The sequence below is a fragment of the uncultured Merdimonas sp. genome (genome assembly GCF_963929015.1).
Classification (GTDB): domain Bacteria; phylum Bacillota; class Clostridia; order Lachnospirales; family Lachnospiraceae; genus Merdimonas.
In genome coordinates this window covers 22,172-39,557 of the sequence record NZ_CAWVHE010000001.1, presented here as the reverse complement: position 1 = coordinate 39,557, position 17,386 = coordinate 22,172, and the positions used below count along the sequence as shown (strand labels likewise).

Genomic DNA, 17,386 nt, shown 5'->3' with positions numbered 1-17,386 from the left:
CCTTTGCAAAAGGTCTACGTCCCCTTTTCCATTTTCGGCAATGCGGGAAGTGATCTGGCGGCTAATGGAAATCGAGACGTAGCCCTTTTGCAAAGGGCTACGTCTCGATTTCCATTGCTTGCCATATTATTGCCAAATATGGCATAAATATGGTATGCTATATACAGAACAAATGGTAATGAACGGAAAGGAGGCCGGCTATGACGCTTGAGGAGATGCGGGAGAAGAAGAGGGAGTATGGGCTTACGAATGAGCAGATTTCTACTTATACCGGAGTTCCGCTTGCGACGGTGCAGAAGATCTTTGCGGGGGTGACGGAGTCGCCCAGATATACTACGATGCAGGCGCTGGAGACAGTGTTCCGTTCAGTGGAAAGAGAAGGGGAGGAGAGAAGTCCGCGACCGGACCGGACGGCGGAAAGCCTGGCGTATATGGCGAATGATCCGAAGGTTCAGGGGGAATATACGCTGGCAGACTATTATGCTCTGCCGGATGACAGGCGGGTGGAGCTGATCGACGGTGTGATCTATGATATGTCATCGCCGGAGTCCATCCATCAGATCTTGATTACAGAAATCTGGAGTCAGCTGCGAAGCTATATTGACCGGAAGAAAGGGGCCTGTCTGCCCATGACCGCTCCGCTGGATGTGCAGCTTGACAGGGATGACCGGACGATGGTGCAGCCGGATGTGCTGGTGGTATGCGACCGCAGTAAGGTGGTGCGGCGGTGCGTTTACGGGGCGCCGGATTTTGTGGTGGAGATCCTTTCCCCATCCACATGGGAAAAGGATATGTACGTGAAGCTTGGTAAATATGAGTCGGCCGGAGTCCGGGAATACTGGATCGTTGATCCGAAGAAGAAACGGGTGCTGGTTTATGATTTTGAGCACACGGATTTTCCGGCGCTGTATACATTTACGGATCAGATACCGGTGGGGATTTTTGACGGAGAGTGCAGGGTGGACTTTGCATCGATCTATGAATATGTCCGCTTCCTTTATGAGAGAGAGGACTCTGAAAGAGAGGGCTCTGAAAGAGAGGATGATGAAAGGGAGAAAAGAGAGGACGAGGATTGAGAAGCTGCGGGTCCGTATATGATAGAAAGAATGAGGAGTTTGGTATGAAAGTGACAGAGGATTTATTAAAAGATGCGTTGCGATATGGAAAGGCATTTACAAAATTTGGGGAAAACGGCGCAGTATATTCCGGAGCTGCGGGCGGTGAACCAGTATTATCTGGGCGTGTGTACCATCGATCTGGAGGGAAATGTGCTGGAGGCGGGGGATACCCGCATTCCCTTTACGATACAGAGTATTTCGAAGCTGGCGTCCCTGATCCTGGCAATCCGGGACTGCGGGGCGGACCATCTGTTTCATGAAAAGGTGGGGGTGGAGCCGACAGGTGATCCCTTTAATTCCATTATCAAACTGGAAACGAAGACAAGGCCCTTCAATCCCTTTATCAATGCGGGGGCGATCGCGGTGGCCAGCTGTATTAAGGGGGCGGATGCGGACGAGAAGTTTGAACGCTTCCTGACATTTACCAGAAAACTTTGCGACAACGATGAGATTGCGTTAAATCAGGCGGTATATGAGTCGGAACGGGACACCGGAGACCGGAACCGGGCGCTGGCCTATTACCTGAAGGCGTCCGGGATCCTGGAGGGAGACGTGGAAGAGTGCCTGGACTTTTATTTCCGCATGTGTTCTGTCAATGTGACAGCCCACGATATCGCCTACATGAGCCTGGTGCTGGCGAATCACGGGATCGATCCCAGGGACGGGGAAGAATTGATCGAACCCCAGAACGCCAAGGCCATCCGGGCGCTGATGCTGACCTGCGGGATGTATGACGGCTCCGGTGAATTTGCCATGACCGTTGGATTTCCGGCAAAGAGCGGCGTGGGCGGCGGGATTGCGGCGTCTCTGGTAGACCGGATGGGCATCGGGGTCTTTGGCCCTGCCCTGGATGAAAAAGGAAACAGCGCCGGCGGGATCAAGATCCTGGAGTATCTTTCCGAGAAGATGGGTGTTTCTCTCTTCTAGGCACGCTCCCGGACTTTGCCTGGAACGCTCCCGGACTTTGTCGGGCTTTTGCCGGCTTTCTCCGGACCGGAGTATTTCTGGTTGACATTTCAGGGGATTAATGCAAAAATATAAGAAATGAATCATGAACCGGATAGAGGCGCAGGCTTCATCAGTATTTTTCAGACATAAGCACCGGAATGGCTGTCTGAGGAAGAAAGGGGAGGCTGCCGAAGAGAAAGGGAGGGTTTCCGGACCCTTTTCTCTGGGACGTATGCAGAAGATGCTGCGGACTGTCACTTTTTGTGGAGCGCTATCAGGGATAAGGATCAGGAGAAATGATAATTATGCCAGGAACGTGCGCCGCGGGACGTAAGTTCATGGCATTTTTTTATGAAGGCGCCTGGGCGGAGCCCGGACGTAAGTTTTACAGGCCCGGGGCGAGATGACGGCAGGTTGCCACAGCCTATATGCGGCGTGAAAGGAAAAAGAAAAAAGGAAAAATAAAAGAGAAAAGAGGAAAAGAAGGATGAGAAAGAAGAAAAAAATAGTCTGGGGGGCGACCGTGGTTCTGCTTATTCTGGTCTGCAGTGCAGGAACTGTGTTTGCAGCGGACGGGACGAAGGAGTATGTGCCGGATCTGTATGCCACATTCTGGTCCCTGATCCCGCCGGTGGTGGCGATCGTACTGGCGCTGATCACAAAAGAGGTATACAGTTCTCTGTTTATCGGAATATTAATCGGCGGTGTGTTTTATTCGGGATTTACTTTTGAACGGACGGTGACACATGTATTCCAGGACGGAATTGTAGGAGTACTTTCCGACAGCTATAATGTGGGGATCCTGGTGTTCCTGGTCATCCTTGGAATTATGGTCTGCATGATGAATAAGGCCGGAGGATCGGCCGCCTTCGGACGCTGGGCCAGCGAGCATATCAAGAGCCGGGCAGGCGCGCAGCTTGCCACCATCCTGCTGGGGGTGCTGATCTTTATTGACGATTATTTCAACTGTCTGACTGTGGGAAGCGTGATGCGGCCTGTGACAGACAAACACAACGTATCCAGAGCGAAGCTTGCGTATCTGATCGACGCCACAGCTGCTCCGGTCTGCATCATTGCGCCGATTTCTTCCTGGGCAGCTGCGGTTACCGGATTTGTAGAGGGGGAGGACGGATTTTCCATCTTTATCCGGGCCATCCCTTACAACTATTATGCACTTCTGACGATCACCATGATGCTGGCGCTGGTGCTTCTGAAGGTGGATTACGGCCCGATGAAGCTTCATGAGGATAATGCGAAAAAAGGAGATCTCTATACTACGCCTGACAGGCCCTATGCAGGCATGGAGGAAGAGACAGGCGAGATAAAAGGAAAGGTCATTGACCTGGTATTCCCGGTTCTGGTACTGATTGTCTGCTGTGTGACTGGCATGATCTATACCGGCGGATTTTTCTCGGGCGCAGGCATTGTAGAGGCATTTTCCGGAAGCGACGCTTCGGTAGGACTGATGTTTGGAAGCTTTTTTGCATTTGTGATCGTGACCGTATTTTATGCGCTGCGAAAGGTGTTAAGCTTTAGTGAGACAATGGTTTGCGTACCGGAAGGTTTCAAGGCTATGGTGCCGGCGATCCTGATCCTGACTTTTGCATGGACGCTGAAAGCCATGACAGACAGTCTGGGTGCGGCAGATTATGTGGCTGGAATTGTAGAGTCTGCGGCAGGAGGATTTCTTCACCTTCTTCCGGCCATTATCTTTCTGGTGGGGTGTCTGTTGGCTTTTGCAACCGGAACCTCCTGGGGAACCTTTGGCATCCTGATCCCTATTGTGGTGGCAGTGTTCCAGGGAACCAACGAGACCATGATGATCATTTCCATTTCTGCCTGCATGGCAGGGGCGGTCTGCGGTGATCACTGTTCCCCGATTTCGGATACGACCATTATGTCTTCGGCAGGAGCACAGTGCAACCATGTGAATCATGTCACCACACAGCTGCCCTATGCGGTAACCTGTGCGGCGGTGTCTTTTGTGACGTATATCATTGCAGGATTCGTAAGAAATCCCTTTATTTGTCTGCCGGTTGGAGTGATATTGATGGTCGGGACCCTCTGTGTGATTAAAATTTCCGTGCATAAGACGGAGCAGATAGCAGACAATAAGAGGTAGAAAGCTGTGAGAAATCTAAGATAAAAGAAAAGGACGGCGTGAATAAAACAGCGCCGTTCTTTTCATGTGCCGGAATCTGCTTTTTGGCGCTTCTTTGATTGCAGTGGCTGTAGAAAAGCGTTATAATATGTGGAAATGAGTGAAAAGCGGTAAGTGAAAAGATAAGAAGAACCAGCGAGAAACAGGAAAAGGACAGGAAAGGAGTCGTAAAGACAGGCATATGAATCAGGCAAATATCAAAGGATATGAAATTTTACAGACAGAGGATCTGAAAGGGATCCGTGCAAAGGGATGGCTGCTTTGCCATAAAAAAAGCGGAGCGAGGGTGCTTCTGATAGAAAATGATGATGAGAATAAGGTGTTCAGCATCGGATTTCGTACGCCGCCAAAGGACAGTACCGGTGTACCCCATATTATGGAGCATTCAGTCCTCTGCGGTTCCAGAAACTTTCCGGCGAAAGATCCTTTTGTGGAGCTGGTAAAAGGATCGCTGAACACATTCCTGAATGCTATGACCTACCCGGATAAAACGGTATATCCGGTAGCCAGCTGCAATGATAAAGATTTTCAGAATCTGATGCATGTATATATGGATGCAGTACTTTATCCCAATATTTATCGTCATGATGAGATTTTCCGGCAGGAAGGATGGAGCTATCAGCTGAACGAGCCGGACGGCGAGCTTAGCTACAATGGCGTGGTCTATAATGAAATGAAGGGAGCGTTTTCTTCTCCGGAAAGCGTACTGGACAGAGTAGTTTTAAATACACTCTTCCCGGACACACCTTACGCCAATGAATCCGGCGGCGACCCGGAACACATTCCGGAACTGACGTATGAGCAGTTCCTGGAATTTCACAGAACCTACTATCATCCCTCCAACAGTTACATTTACCTGTATGGGAATATGGACATGGAGGAGAAGCTGAACTGGCTGGATCAGGAGTATCTGTGCCATTTTGATAAAATCACTGTAGAATCTGAAATTCCGCTGCAGCAGCCGTTTGCCGGGGTGATAGAAAAAGAACTGCCTTATTCAGTCGCAAGTGATGAGCCGGAAGAAGATAACACCTATCTGTCTTACAACAAAGTGATCGGAACCAGCCTGGACAGAGAGCTGTATCTGGCATTTCAGATTCTGGATTACGCGCTTTTGTCTGCGCCTGGGGCGCCGCTTAAGAAGGCGCTGACAGAGGCAGGCATTGGCAAAGATATTATGGGTTCCTATGATAATGGAATTTATCAGCCGGTGTTTTCTGTGGTTTCCAAAAATGCAAATGCAGATCAGAAAGATGCGTTTGTACGGAAGATTGAAGAAGTGCTGGGCGAGATTGTGGAAAAAGGCATGGACAGCAAGGCACTGGAAGCAGGGATCAATTACCATGAATTCCGATATCGGGAGGCGGATTTTGGCAGCTATCCCAAGGGGTTGATGTATGGACTGCAGATTCTGGACAGCTGGCTTTATGACGATGAAAAGCCCTTTATCCATATCGAGGCGCTGGATACTTTTGAATTTTTGAAAAAGCAGATCGGCACCGGCTACTATGAAGATCTGATCCGTCGTTATATTCTTGAAAATCCGCACGGAGCCATTGTGGTGGTGAAACCGGAAAAAGGCAGGACTGCCCGACTTGATCGGGAATTAAAGGAAAAGCTTGCGGCCCGGAAAGAACAGTTAAGCAGGGAAGAAAGGGAAGAACTGGTGAGAAAAACCCGTGGGCTGGAGGAGTACCAGACCCGCGAGGACAGCCCGGAAGACCTGGAGAAGATCCCGGTGCTGAAAAGAGAAGACATTTCCCGGGAGATCGCGCCTGTTTTTAACGAAGAAAGGACAGTGGCGGGGATCCCGGTGGTATTCCATGAGATTGAGACCAACGGTATCGGATATCTGGATCTTCTGTTCGATATGTCCGGCGTTTCGGAAGAACTTCTGCCCTATGTGGGAATCCTGCAGGCGTCGCTTGGTATTATAGACACCACACATTATGGATACGGCGAACTGTTTAACGAGATCAATGTGCACACCGGCGGTATCGGCACTTCACTGGAACTGTATCCGGATGTGACGAAAGTAAAAGAAAAAGCATTTAAGGCGACATTTGAGATCAAAACCAAGGCCCTCTATGAGAAGCTGCCTGTGGCATTCGCTATGATGGCAGAGATCCTGACGGAATCAAAGCTTACAGATGAGAAGCGGCTTCTGGAAATCCTGGAAATGTTAAAATCCAGGCTGCTGATGCGCTTCCAGTCTGCCGGCCACACCACAGCGGCTTTAAGAGCTATGGCCTATGCGTCTCCGTCGGCCAGGTTAAAAGATCTGACAGGCGGCGTAGAATTTTACCGGGTGGTTTCCCGGATCGCCGGTCATTATGAGGAAGAAAAAGGCGATATGATCCAAAAACTCTGCAGTCTGGCAAAACAGCTGTTCCGCGCGGACAACATGATGATCAGCTACACTGCCGCAAAGGAGGGTCTGGAGAGGATGGAAGAACAGGTGAAAGGGCTGAATGAAAAGCTCTTTAAAGATCCGGTAAAAACCGGCGCCTGTGTCCTGCGTTGTGAGAAAAAGAACGAAGGCTTCAAGACAGCTTCCAAAGTGCAGTATGTGGCAAGAGCCGGTAACTTTATTGACCAGGGTGCGTCCTATACCGGGGCACTGCAGATCCTGAAAGTGATCATGAGCTATGAATACCTGTGGCAGAATATCCGTGTCAAAGGTGGAGCCTACGGCTGCATGAGCAACTTCAACAGGATCGGGGAGGGATATTTCGTCTCCTACCGGGATCCACACCTGAAACGCACTATGGAAGTCTACAAAGGCGTTCCGGAATATCTCCGGAACTTCACCGTCAGCGAACGGGACATGACCAAATACATCATCGGCACTATCAGCAATATAGACCAGCCCATGACGCCGGCCGCCAAAGGCGACCGCTCCATGAACCTCTACATGAATCATGTCAGCGAAGAGATGATCCGTAAAGAGAGGGAAGAGATCCTGGAAGCAGGACAGGAAGATATCCGGGCGCTGGCAGACGTAGCAGAAGCTGTGCTGGCCGCCGAGCAGGTATGCGTCATCGGCAGCGAAGAAAAGATTGAAGAAGAAAAAGAAATGTTTGGCGAAGTGACAAGTTTTTAACAGGGGACGTAGACGATTTGCACTTTACCCTGTCCCCTTTTGAAAATGACTACGTCCCCATTGGGAGGAAAATATGAACAATAACTACAAATCTGGCTTTGTGACGTTGATCGGCCGGCCGAATGTGGGAAAATCTACGCTGATGAATCAGCTGATCGGCCAGAAGATTGCGATTACGTCGAATAAGCCGCAGACGACGAGGAACCGGATCCAGACGATCCTGACTACCGAAGAGGGGCAGATCGTGTTTGTGGATACGCCGGGGATCCACAAGGCGAAGAATAAGCTGGGCGAGTATATGGTAAATGTGGCGGAACGGACGCTGAAGGAAGTGGATGTGATCCTCTGGCTGGTGGAGCCGGCCACGTTTATCGGCGCCGGCGAGCAGCATATCGCAAATCAGCTTCGTCGGGTGAACACACCGGTGATCCTGGTGATCAATAAGATTGACAGTGTGAAGAAGGAGGAGATCCTTCCGGTGATCGCGGCGTACAAGGATGTCTGCGATTTAGCGGAGATCGTGCCGGTTTCCGCGAGAAACGGGGATAATACAGATGAGCTGGTGCGGGAGATTTTCAAATATCTGCCCTATGGCCCGCAGTTTTATGATGAGGACACGGTGACCGACCAGCCGGAGCGCCAGATCGTGGCGGAACTGATCCGCGAAAAGGCCCTCCACAGCCTGCAGGAAGAAATCCCTCACGGTATTGCTGTGGCCATTGACCGGATGCAGAAAAAGAATAAGATCATGCACATTGATGCGACGATCATCTGCGAGCGGGATTCTCACAAGGGGATTATTATTGGTAAACAAGGAAATATGTTGAAAAAAATTGGAAGCACGGCCCGGTATGAGATTGAAAAAATGCTGGATTGCCAGGTAAATCTCAAGCTTTGGGTGAAAGTGAAAAAGGACTGGCGCGACAGCGAGTTCCTGATGAAAAATTTTGGATACCGGGAAGAAGAATAAAGAAATGGTTTTCCGGGAGAACCTATCCTTATAAGAGAACAGAGGATGAGGTGATCAGAGATGGAAGAAAAGTACTGGAAACAATTTCTTAAGACCGGCAGTGTAAGAGATTATCTTACCTACAGAAACACGGACGCCGAAAATCTGCGGCAGCAGAATGGAGCGGCGGACAGAGTTGCCTGCAGGCAAGGCGGTATGCCTGGTGAAGGAGAGGCAAAAGTTGAATCAGATCACGGTAACTGGCATGGTGCTGACAGCGGCGCCAATGGGGGAATATGATAAGCGGATCGTGATCCTGACAAGGGAGAGAGGCAAGATCTCTGCCTTTGCCAGGGGAGCCAGAAGAGCGGGAAATGCGCTGATGGGCGTAACGGAACCCTTTGCTTTCGGCACATTTGCGATCTACGAGGGGCGGACATCCTACACATTGATGTCGGCCTCTATTTCCAATTACTTTTCTGAGCTCCGCCAGGATATGGAAGGAGCGTACTATGGCTTCTACTTCATGGATCTGGCCGGCTACTACGCCAGAGAAGGAAATGATGAGACGCAGCTTCTGGGGCTTCTTTACCAGACTCTGCGGGCGCTTTTGAATCCCCATATCCCCAACCGGCTGGTGCGCTGTATCTACGAACTCAAGACCGTGACGGTAAATGGAGAAGGCCCCCAGGTATTTTCCTGCATGGCCTGCGGGAGGCAGGAAGGACCCTGGCGCTTCAGCGTCCGGCGGGGAGGCTTTCTCTGCGAAAACTGCGGCCGCCTGGAAAATGGAGCCAGGACGCTTCTCCCTTCTACGGCCTACACCCTGCAGTACATTGTATCCTCCCCGGTGGAAAAACTGTACACCTTTGTGGTAAAAGAAGAGGTGCAAGGCGAGCTGGAAAAGATCGTTGCGGATTATCTGGAAAAGTATGTGGACAGACATTTTAAATCTCTGGAAATCCTGAAAATGATCGTAGAATAAATCCTGAAAACAAATGTGGAATAAGGCTTGAAAACACAGGCTGCAAACTGTATAATTATTAACAATCATTGTATTTATAGAAAATACAGATAAACATATGGAAGAGAGGAATAGGGCATGGTAGAAAAGACAATGGACAAAATCGTTGCGCTGGCGAAATCAAGAGGATTCGTTTATCCGGGATCCGAGATCTACGGCGGGCTGGCAAATACATGGGACTATGGAAATCTGGGAGTTGAGCTGAAGAATAACGTAAAAAGAGCCTGGTGGCAGAAATTCGTACAGGAGTCTCCCTACAACGTAGGCGTGGACTGCGCGATCCTGATGAACCCGCAGACCTGGGTGGCCAGCGGACATCTGGGCGGATTCAGCGATCCTCTGATGGACTGTAAGGAGTGCCATGAGCGTTTTCGTGCTGACAAGATGATCGAGGATTATGCAAAAGAAAACGGCCTGGAGCTTCCGGACAGCATCGACGGCTGGAGCCACGAGCAGATGGAGCAGTATATCGAGGAGCATCAGATTCCCTGCCCTACCTGCGGCAAACACAATTTCACCGAGATCCGTGAATTTAACCTGATGTTCAAGACCTTTCAGGGTGTAACAGAAGACGCCAAGAGCGTGGTTTACCTTCGCCCGGAGACGGCACAGGGTATTTTCGTAAACTTTAAAAATGTACAGCGTACCTCCAGAAAGAAGATTCCCTTTGGAATCTGCCAGATCGGAAAATCTTTCCGAAATGAGATCACACCCGGAAACTTTACATTCCGTACCAGAGAGTTTGAACAGATGGAGTTGGAGTTCTTCTGCGAGCCGGATACGGATCTGGAGTGGCACGCATACTGGAAAAAATTCTGTCTGGACTGGCTGAAGACCCTGGGCATTAAGGATGAGGAAATGCGGTACCGCGATCACTCTCCGGAGGAGCTGAGTCATTACAGCAAGGCAACCACAGACGTGGAATTCCTCTTCCCCTTTGGATGGGGCGAACTGTGGGGAATCGCAGACCGTACAGACTTTGACCTGACCCAGCATCAGAACGTGTCCAAACAGGATCTGTCTTATTTTGATGATGAGAAGAAGATCAAATACATTCCTTATGTGATCGAGCCGTCACTGGGAGCGGACCGTATGGTCCTTGCCTTCCTGTGCAGCGCTTATGATGAAGAAGAGCTGGAAGGCGGAGACATGCGTACGGTTCTCCATTTCCATCCGGCGCTGGCTCCGGTCAAGATCGGTGTGCTGCCGCTGTCCAAGAAGCTGAGCGAGGGCGCGGAGAAGATCTATGCGAAACTGTCCAAAAAGTACAACTGTGAGTTCGATGAGCGCGGCAATATCGGAAAACGCTACCGCCGCCAGGACGAGATCGGAACACCGTTCTGCATTACCTATGACTTCGAGTCTGAGGAAGACGGCGCGGTGACCGTTCGTGACAGAGATACCATGGAGCAGGAGAGAGTAAAGATCGAAGATCTGGAAAGCTATTTCGAGAAGAAATTCGAGTGGTAAAAAGTGCTGAAAATATTCAGAAAGTAAAACAGAGAAGGCGTCCGCCGGTTGGCGGGCGCCTTCTTTCGTGAAAGTATGACAACCAAAATGGGTAGTTTGTTGTACTTCAAAAAAAGATTCTATAAAATCTTGATCTCCGGATCAAACGGCTTGTCCGCATAGCGTTCCGGATGGATCCGGCGGTCGCGGAAATCTGCGATGGCGGTGTAAAGTACGTCCGTAGAGGAGTTGATGCCGGTCTCACAGGAATCCTGGATAACGCCGATGATAAATCCGACACCTACCACCTGCATGGAGATATCGTTGGGGATACCAAACAGGCTGCAGGCCAGAGGGATCAGAAGCAGGGATCCGCCTGCCACGCCGGAGGCGCCTGCCGCACTGGCGGCTGCCAGTACACACATGATCAGAGCGCTGGGGATGGATACTTCAATATCCAGAGTATTCGCCGCTGCCAGCGCCATCGTAGAAATAGTGATGGCTGCGCCGGCCATATTTACGGTTGCTCCAAGCGGAATGGAGATGGAGTAAGTGTCTTCGTCCAGTCCCAGCCGCTCGCACAGCCCCATATTTACCGGGATATTTGCCGCAGAACTTCTGGTGAAGAATGCGGTGATAAAGCTTTCCTTCAGGCAGGTAAATACCAGCTTGTAAGGATTTTTGCGGATGAACAAGAATACGATGATCGGATTGATGATCAGCGCTACGGCCGCCATGGTTCCGACCAGCACCAGGATCAGACGTCCGTATCCAAGAAGGACAGACAGACCCTGTTCAGAAATGGTAGTAAAGATCAGGCCCATGATACCAAAGGGAGCGCAGTTGATGACCCATCTGACAGCGGTAGAAACTGCGTCAGAGATATTGTCCAGCGCATTTTTGGTTCCTTCGCTGGCGCCCTTGAGCGCGATACCAAAGATAATGGCCCATGCAAGGATGCCGATGAAGTTGGCGTTGATCAGGGCGTTGACCGGATTGTCCACCAGGTTCATCAGAAGATTGGTGATGACCTCTGTAACTCCGCTGGGCGGGGTAACATCGCTGGTGTCCGTGCTCTCAGAAAAGGTAAGAACGATCGGAAACAGCCGGCTTGCCACTACGGCACAGGCTGCAGCCACCACGTTGCCCGCCATATAAAGGATGACGATTACTTTTAAGTTGGTTTTCTGTCCTTCGCCCATACGGCACAGAGAACTCATGATCAGGAAAAATACCAGAATCGGTGCAACTCCGCGCAGAGCTCCGACAAATAAATCCCCCAGAATAGAGATCGCGCTTGCCTGCGGTACGACCAGACCGAGAATGATACCGATGATCAGTCCGCAGATGATCCGTTTTACCAAACTGATGCTGTTCCATTTTTGAATGATGCCTTTGAGTTTTTCCATATTTTCCCTCTCTTTCTTCTTGACACGTTACCTGTAGCGTGTTAAGATAACGCTAAAATAATGATGCTTTTAATATACTAGATTTTGGATGATTTGTAAATGATGACGATGGAAAATATTGAAAAAACATGTTTTTCGTCGAAATGCACAAAGAGTGCTAATGGCACGCTAAGGAACTGTCTGCGCGCCTGTATGTGTTTTTTGCATCTTCCGCATACAGGAGGCGCAGGTAAAGATGACGTGTTACTGGCAGGACTGACAGGTATAGGGACAAAAAAGACAGGCAGAAGATCTGCCTGTCTTGAATCCGTATGTAATTGTAAGTCTTTTGTCTGCGTGTAATCTGAAAATTACAGGATCTTGATCTCCGGATCAAACGGTTTGTCTGCGTAGTGCTCCGGATGGATCCGGCGGTCGCGGAAGTCTGCGATCGCTGTGTACAGAACGTCTGTAGAAGAGTTAACGCCTGTTTCACAGGAATCCTGGATTACACCGATGATGAATCCGACACCGACTACCTGCATGGAGATGTCATTCGGGATACCGAACAGACTACATGCCAGCGGGATCAGAAGCAGGGAACCGCCTGCAACACCGGAAGCTCCGGCTGCACTGGCTGCTGCCAGTACGCACATGATCAGTGCACTGCCGACGGAAACGTGGATATCCAGGGTGTTGGCTGCTGCCAGTGCCATGGTAGAAATGGTGATTGCCGCACCAGCCATGTTTACGGTAGCGCCAAGAGGAATGGAGATAGAGTAAGTATCTTCATCCAGGCCCAGTCTTTCGCAAAGCTTCATGTTAACAGGAATGTTCGCAGCGGAGCTTCTGGTGAAGAACGCAGTGATAAAGCTTTCCTTCAGACAGGTAAAGATCAGTTTGAACGGGTTCTTGCGGATAAACAGGAACACGATGATCGGGTTTACAATGAATACAACAGCGGCCATGGTTCCAACCAGTACCAGGATCAGACGTCCGTATCCAAGGAGAACGGAAAGTCCCTGCTCGGAAATGGTGGTGAAGATCAGGCCCATGATACCGAACGGTGCACAGCTGATCACCCACTGTACGGCGATGGATACTGCATCAGAGATATGCTCCAGTGCATTTTTGGTTCCTTCGCCTGCCCCTTTCAGAGCAACACCAAAGATGATAGCCCAGAACAGGATACCGATGTAGTTTGCCTGTACGATGGCATTTACCGGGTTGTCAACCAGGTTCATCAGAAGGTTGGTTAAGACTTCGGTCACGCCGCTCGGAGGAGCAACATCACTGGTGTCTGTATTCTCAGTAAAGGTCAGGGTGATCGGGAATACATAGCTTGCTGCTACGGCACAGGCTGCTGCAAGAATATTGCCGGCCATGTACAGGATCACGATCACTTTCATGTTGGTCTTCTGTCCCTTCCCCATGTGGCAGAGCGAGCTCATAACCAGGAAGAATACCAGTACGGGAGCGATGCCTCGAAGGGCGCCTACGAACAGGTCTCCGAGAATCGAAATTCCGGATGCCTGCGGAACAACAAGTCCAAGGATGATACCGACGATCAATCCACAAATGATACGTTTGACCAGACTGATGCTGTTCCATTTGCTAATGATGTTTTTAACTGTTTGCATCTTTTCTCGCAGATATTTCGCATCACAATATCTGCATCCTCTCTTTCTTCTAGATTTCGGATTATGGTCCCCCAATAATAATGCTAACTACAATTATAAAAGAAATGTGAAGATTTGTAAATATTAACTTATGAAACAGGGGTTATGTACAAAAAAATGAACAAATTGTACACATGAAACTCATGAATATCCATTGTGTGTCGTGAAAATGAATGATATAATAGTAGCGAAAATACAAGAATCGTCTGGGGAGACGAAGATATGGGAGGTATCAACATGAGTGAAAAAAATGATGGAATGATGTGGGCGCTCGTCAAAGAGAAGCCGGAAGAAGGCTTGTGGATGAAACGGGTTCCGATCCCGGAAGTTGGACCGAACGATGTCAAGATCAAGATCCACAAGACCGCGATCTGTGGAACAGACGTACATATCTGGCAGTGGAATGACTGGGCACAGCACACCATTCCGATCGGCCTGACAGCAGGACATGAGTATGTTGGTGAGGTTGTTGAGGTTGGATCCGGTGTCAAGGGCTTCAATATCGGCGACCTGGTATCCGGTGAAGGACACATCACCTGCGGAAAATGCCGCAACTGTCTGGAAGGACACAAAGAAAACTGTAAGGATGCCAAAGGTGTGGGCGTAAACCGCAACGGCGCATTTGCGGAATACCTGGTAATCCCCTCCTCCAACGTATGGCCCTGCAACCCGAACATCCCGGAAGAGATGTACGCGATCTTTGATCCGTTTGGGAACGCAACTCACACCGCACTTTCCTACGATGTATTAGGCGAGGACGTGCTGGTGGCAGGTGCAGGCCCCATCGGTATCATGGCAGCGGCTATCGTTAAATTTGCAGGCGCAAGACACGTTGTAGTGACAGACTTTAACGAATATCGTCTGGAGCTGGCTAAGAAGCTGGGCGCCACCAGAGTTGTGAACCTTGCAAAAGAGAAGCTGCCGGATGTTATGAACGAGATCGGCATGACCGAAGGATTCGACGTAGGTCTTGAGATGTCCGGTTCCCAGGCTGCGCTTCATGACATGATCCACAACATGAAGCACGGCGGAAAGATCGCTCTTCTGGGGCTGCAGAGAACAGACGCTACCGTAGACCTTGAGACAGTGATCTTCAACGGACTGAACCTGCGCGGTATCTATGGAAGAAAGGTATGGGATACCTGGTACAAGATGTCAACCATGCTGCAGGCAGGACTGGACATTTCAGAGATTATCACACATCACTTTGACATCAAAGACTTTGCGAAGGGATTTGAGGCTATGATCTCCGGAGAGTCCGGAAAAGTTATCCTTGACTGGTCTCACATCAACGACTAAAGTCAGGACAGGCCGCGCTTAAACGACGCGGCGGACAGCTGTACAAAAGCTGTATCATAAGTTCCCGCAGCCGGTTGGATTTTATCCGGAACGGAAGACGCGGCGAACAGTTACTACCTATTTATAAGAAAGAAGGATTTGAACGAAATGGCTCGTAAAAACGATATTTTGGACATTTACGCAAAAGAAGTAGAGGGAATTAAAGAAGCCGGACTTTTTAAAGGTGAGGCTCCATTTGTATCTCCCCAGGGTGCAAGAGTAAAGATGGAAGACGGAAGAGAACTCCTCTGCATGTGTGCAAACAACTATCTGGGTCTGGGTGACAGCCCCCGTCTGATCGAGGCTGCAAAGAAAACCTATGACCAGAAAGGATTTGGCGTTGCTTCTGTACGTTTCATCTGCGGAACCCAGGATATCCACAAACAGCTGGAGAAGAAGATCTCCAACTTCCTGGGAACAGACGACACGATTCTGTATTCCTCCTGCTTCGATGCGAACGGCGGTCTGTTTGAGACGATCCTGACAGCAGAAGACGCAGTTATCAGTGATGAGCTGAACCACGCATCCATCATCGATGGTGTTCGTCTTTGCAAGGCAAAGAGATTCCGTTACAAAAACAATGATATGGAAGATCTGGAAGCGAAATTAAAAGAGGCTGATGAAGCCGGCGCAAGGATCAAACTGATCGCAACAGACGGTGTATTCTCCATGGATGGTATCATCTGTAATCTGCAGGGCGTATGTGACCTGGCAGATAAATATAATGCACTGGTAATGGTAGACGACAGCCATGCAGTTGGATTCGTAGGAAAGACAGGACGCGGGACTCCGGAGTACTGTGGCGTGCAGGGACGTGTTGACATCATCACAGGAACCCTGGGCAAGGCGCTTGGCGGAGCTTCCGGCGGATATACATCCGGACGTAAAGAGATCATTGATCTTCTTCGTCAGAGAAGCCGTCCGTACCTCTTTTCCAACTCTCTGGCACCGGCGATCGTCGGCGCAAGTCTGGAGCTCTTTGACATGCTGGACGAGAGCACAGAGCTTCGCGATCACCTGGAGGAAGTAACCGCATACTATCGTCAGAAACTGGTAGACAACGGATTCGACATCATTCCGGGAACACATCCCTGCGTACCGGTTATGCTGTATGATGAGAAGACAGCAGCAGAGTTCGCAAGCCGCATGATGGACAAGGGTGTGTATGTCGTAGCATTCTCCTATCCGGTAGTACCGAAGGGAAAAGCAAGAATCCGTACACAGGTATGTGCAAGTCATACCAAAGAAGATATCGATTTCATCGTAAAATGCTTCATCGAAGTAAGAGAAGAGATGGGATTGAAATAACAACAAACAATTTGGGACGTAGACCTTTTGCAAAGGTCTACGTCCCAAATTGAAAATCAGGGTGTACCCAATTGACATTTACCCTGTACCCGAACGGAGTTCAGCATCCGAAAGGAGGAGCTGAATGCCAACAACAAGAAGACAAAAAAGTCTCACAGATTTTTACCATATTATTGTTAAGGGAATCAACAAAGAGAAAATCTATAATCAGCAAAGAGAAAAGATTTATTTCAAAAAAATTATTCTAAAATATCTAAAGAAATATGACGTAGAAATTTACGCATATTGTATCATGTCAAATCACGCACATCTGATTATCAAAGCTGAACTCCAGGTTTTATCATTATTTATGGCAGTCGTTTTGGCCGAGTATGCGAATTATTACAATTACAAGCATCACAGGAATGGCCATGTATTTCAAAACAGATTTATTAGTGAATGTATTGAAACAGATGCATATTATTGGAATTGTATGCGGTATATCCATCTGAATCCAGTAAAGGCGGGGATGGTAAGGCATCCGGAGCGCTATAAATACAGCAGTATGGCTGAATACATGCTGGAAACGCCCGGGATCATCCATTCCAATGCAATAAAAAAATATACAAGTACTTTTGCAGAATACGAAGAGTTCGAAAAATTTCACGGATCCAGAGACGTACAGGTTTTTGCAGATATAAAAGAAGAAATGTTGGCGAAGCAGAAAGACGCGGCATTACTAATCGCTGAAGAAATTTGTGAGGAGCGGAATCTTATGACGCTCCTCCAGGTATTTGAGGAAAGCGAACTTCAGGACTCGTATATCTCGTGCTTAGTAAAAACACTAAAAATCTCAAAAAAGATTGCAAAGAAACACTGCAATACATTGATGAATGAGCTGCAGAACAAGTAGGAAAATGAGTCGGGTACACCCTGATTTAC

General features: G+C 49.2%; 13 protein-coding genes and 1 riboswitch. Of the genes, 11 read left to right on the top strand and 2 right to left on the bottom strand.

The window, feature by feature from the left end; translation table 11 throughout:
• The first annotated feature begins 200 nt into the window (after positions 1–200).
• From ABGT54_RS00170 to ABGT54_RS00135, 8 genes are all read left to right on the top strand, one after another.
• Positions 201–1,076, top strand: coding sequence for a Uma2 family endonuclease (locus tag ABGT54_RS00170; protein ID WP_346662301.1), 876 nt, complete (start codon positions 201–203; stop codon positions 1,074–1,076).
• A gap of 84 nt (positions 1,077–1,160) precedes the next feature.
• Positions 1,161–2,045 (top strand): glutaminase A, encoded by an 885-nt coding sequence (gene glsA / locus ABGT54_RS00165; protein WP_346662300.1) that lies wholly within the window; start codon positions 1,161–1,163, stop codon positions 2,043–2,045.
• 126 nt (positions 2,046–2,171) lie between these two features.
• Positions 2,172–2,348, top strand: a riboswitch (Lysine riboswitch).
• 205 nt (positions 2,349–2,553) lie between these two features.
• On the top strand, positions 2,554–4,188 hold the full coding sequence (locus ABGT54_RS00160; protein WP_346662299.1) for a Na+/H+ antiporter NhaC family protein: 1,635 nt from the start codon (positions 2,554–2,556) through the stop codon (positions 4,186–4,188).
• A 220-nt stretch (positions 4,189–4,408) separates the two neighbouring features.
• A complete protein-coding gene (locus ABGT54_RS00155) occupies positions 4,409–7,330 on the top strand; it encodes an insulinase family protein (protein ID WP_346662298.1) in 2,922 nt (973 codons plus the stop codon).
• 73 nt (positions 7,331–7,403) lie between these two features.
• Positions 7,404–8,300 (top strand): GTPase Era, encoded by an 897-nt coding sequence (gene era, locus ABGT54_RS00150; protein ID WP_346662297.1) that lies wholly within the window; start codon positions 7,404–7,406, stop codon positions 8,298–8,300.
• A 60-nt stretch (positions 8,301–8,360) separates the two neighbouring features.
• A complete protein-coding gene (locus ABGT54_RS00145; protein ID WP_346662296.1) occupies positions 8,361–8,579 on the top strand; it encodes a hypothetical protein in 219 nt (72 codons plus the stop codon).
• A complete protein-coding gene (recO, locus tag ABGT54_RS00140; RefSeq protein ID WP_346662295.1) occupies positions 8,521–9,264 on the top strand; it encodes a DNA repair protein RecO in 744 nt (247 codons plus the stop codon). Before ABGT54_RS00145 ends, recO begins: the two co-directional genes overlap by 59 nt.
• A gap of 117 nt (positions 9,265–9,381) precedes the next feature.
• Positions 9,382–10,773, top strand: a complete 1,392-nt coding sequence (locus ABGT54_RS00135; RefSeq protein ID WP_346662294.1) for a glycine--tRNA ligase — start codon at positions 9,382–9,384, stop codon at positions 10,771–10,773.
• A gap of 119 nt (positions 10,774–10,892) precedes the next feature.
• Here ABGT54_RS00135 and sstT (ABGT54_RS00130) read toward each other — a convergent pair whose 3' ends face one another.
• Both sstT (ABGT54_RS00130) and sstT (ABGT54_RS00125) read right to left on the bottom strand, forming a co-directional pair.
• A complete protein-coding gene (gene sstT / locus ABGT54_RS00130; protein WP_346662293.1) occupies positions 10,893–12,161 on the bottom strand; it encodes a serine/threonine transporter SstT in 1,269 nt (422 codons plus the stop codon).
• A gap of 350 nt (positions 12,162–12,511) precedes the next feature.
• Positions 12,512–13,780 carry a serine/threonine transporter SstT gene (gene sstT / locus ABGT54_RS00125; RefSeq protein WP_346662292.1) on the bottom strand — a complete coding sequence of 423 codons (1,269 nt, stop codon included), beginning with the start codon at positions 13,778–13,780 and terminating at the stop codon, positions 12,512–12,514.
• Between the two features lie 300 nt (positions 13,781–14,080).
• Here sstT (ABGT54_RS00125) and tdh point away from each other — a divergent pair, with 300 nt between their 5' ends.
• From tdh to ABGT54_RS00110, 3 genes are all read left to right on the top strand, one after another.
• Positions 14,081–15,118, top strand: a complete 1,038-nt coding sequence (gene tdh, locus ABGT54_RS00120) for an L-threonine 3-dehydrogenase (protein ID WP_346662394.1) — start codon at positions 14,081–14,083, stop codon at positions 15,116–15,118.
• A 147-nt stretch (positions 15,119–15,265) separates the two neighbouring features.
• Positions 15,266–16,465 carry a glycine C-acetyltransferase gene (locus ABGT54_RS00115; protein WP_346662291.1) on the top strand — a complete coding sequence of 400 codons (1,200 nt, stop codon included), beginning with the start codon at positions 15,266–15,268 and terminating at the stop codon, positions 16,463–16,465.
• Between the two features lie 124 nt (positions 16,466–16,589).
• Entirely contained in the window at positions 16,590–17,357 is a 768-nt protein-coding gene (locus tag ABGT54_RS00110) for a transposase (protein ID WP_346662290.1), read from the top strand.
• Positions 17,358–17,386 lie beyond the last annotated feature (29 nt).

Bases quoted from the DNA above. Each gene is read 5' to 3' on its own strand.
- ABGT54_RS00135 (WP_346662294.1), top strand. From the start codon at position 9,382: ATGGTAGAAAAGACAATGGACAAAATCGTTGCGCTGGCGAAATCAAGA.
- ABGT54_RS00160 (WP_346662299.1), top strand. From the start codon at position 2,554: ATGAGAAAGAAGAAAAAAATAGTCTGGGGGGCGACCGTGGTTCTGCTT.
- ABGT54_RS00110 (WP_346662290.1), top strand. From the start codon at position 16,590: ATGCCAACAACAAGAAGACAAAAAAGTCTCACAGATTTTTACCATATT.
- ABGT54_RS00145 (WP_346662296.1), top strand. From the start codon at position 8,361: ATGGAAGAAAAGTACTGGAAACAATTTCTTAAGACCGGCAGTGTAAGA.
- ABGT54_RS00115 (WP_346662291.1), top strand. From the start codon at position 15,266: ATGGCTCGTAAAAACGATATTTTGGACATTTACGCAAAAGAAGTAGAG.
- ABGT54_RS00155 (WP_346662298.1), top strand. From the start codon at position 4,409: ATGAATCAGGCAAATATCAAAGGATATGAAATTTTACAGACAGAGGAT.
- glsA (WP_346662300.1), top strand. From the start codon at position 1,161: ATGGAAAGGCATTTACAAAATTTGGGGAAAACGGCGCAGTATATTCCG.
- sstT (WP_346662293.1), bottom strand. From the start codon at position 12,161: ATGGAAAAACTCAAAGGCATCATTCAAAAATGGAACAGCATCAGTTTG.
- ABGT54_RS00170 (WP_346662301.1), top strand. From the start codon at position 201: ATGACGCTTGAGGAGATGCGGGAGAAGAAGAGGGAGTATGGGCTTACG.
- era (WP_346662297.1), top strand. From the start codon at position 7,404: ATGAACAATAACTACAAATCTGGCTTTGTGACGTTGATCGGCCGGCCG.
- sstT (WP_346662292.1), bottom strand. From the start codon at position 13,780: ATGCAAACAGTTAAAAACATCATTAGCAAATGGAACAGCATCAGTCTG.
- tdh (WP_346662394.1), top strand. From the start codon at position 14,081: ATGTGGGCGCTCGTCAAAGAGAAGCCGGAAGAAGGCTTGTGGATGAAA.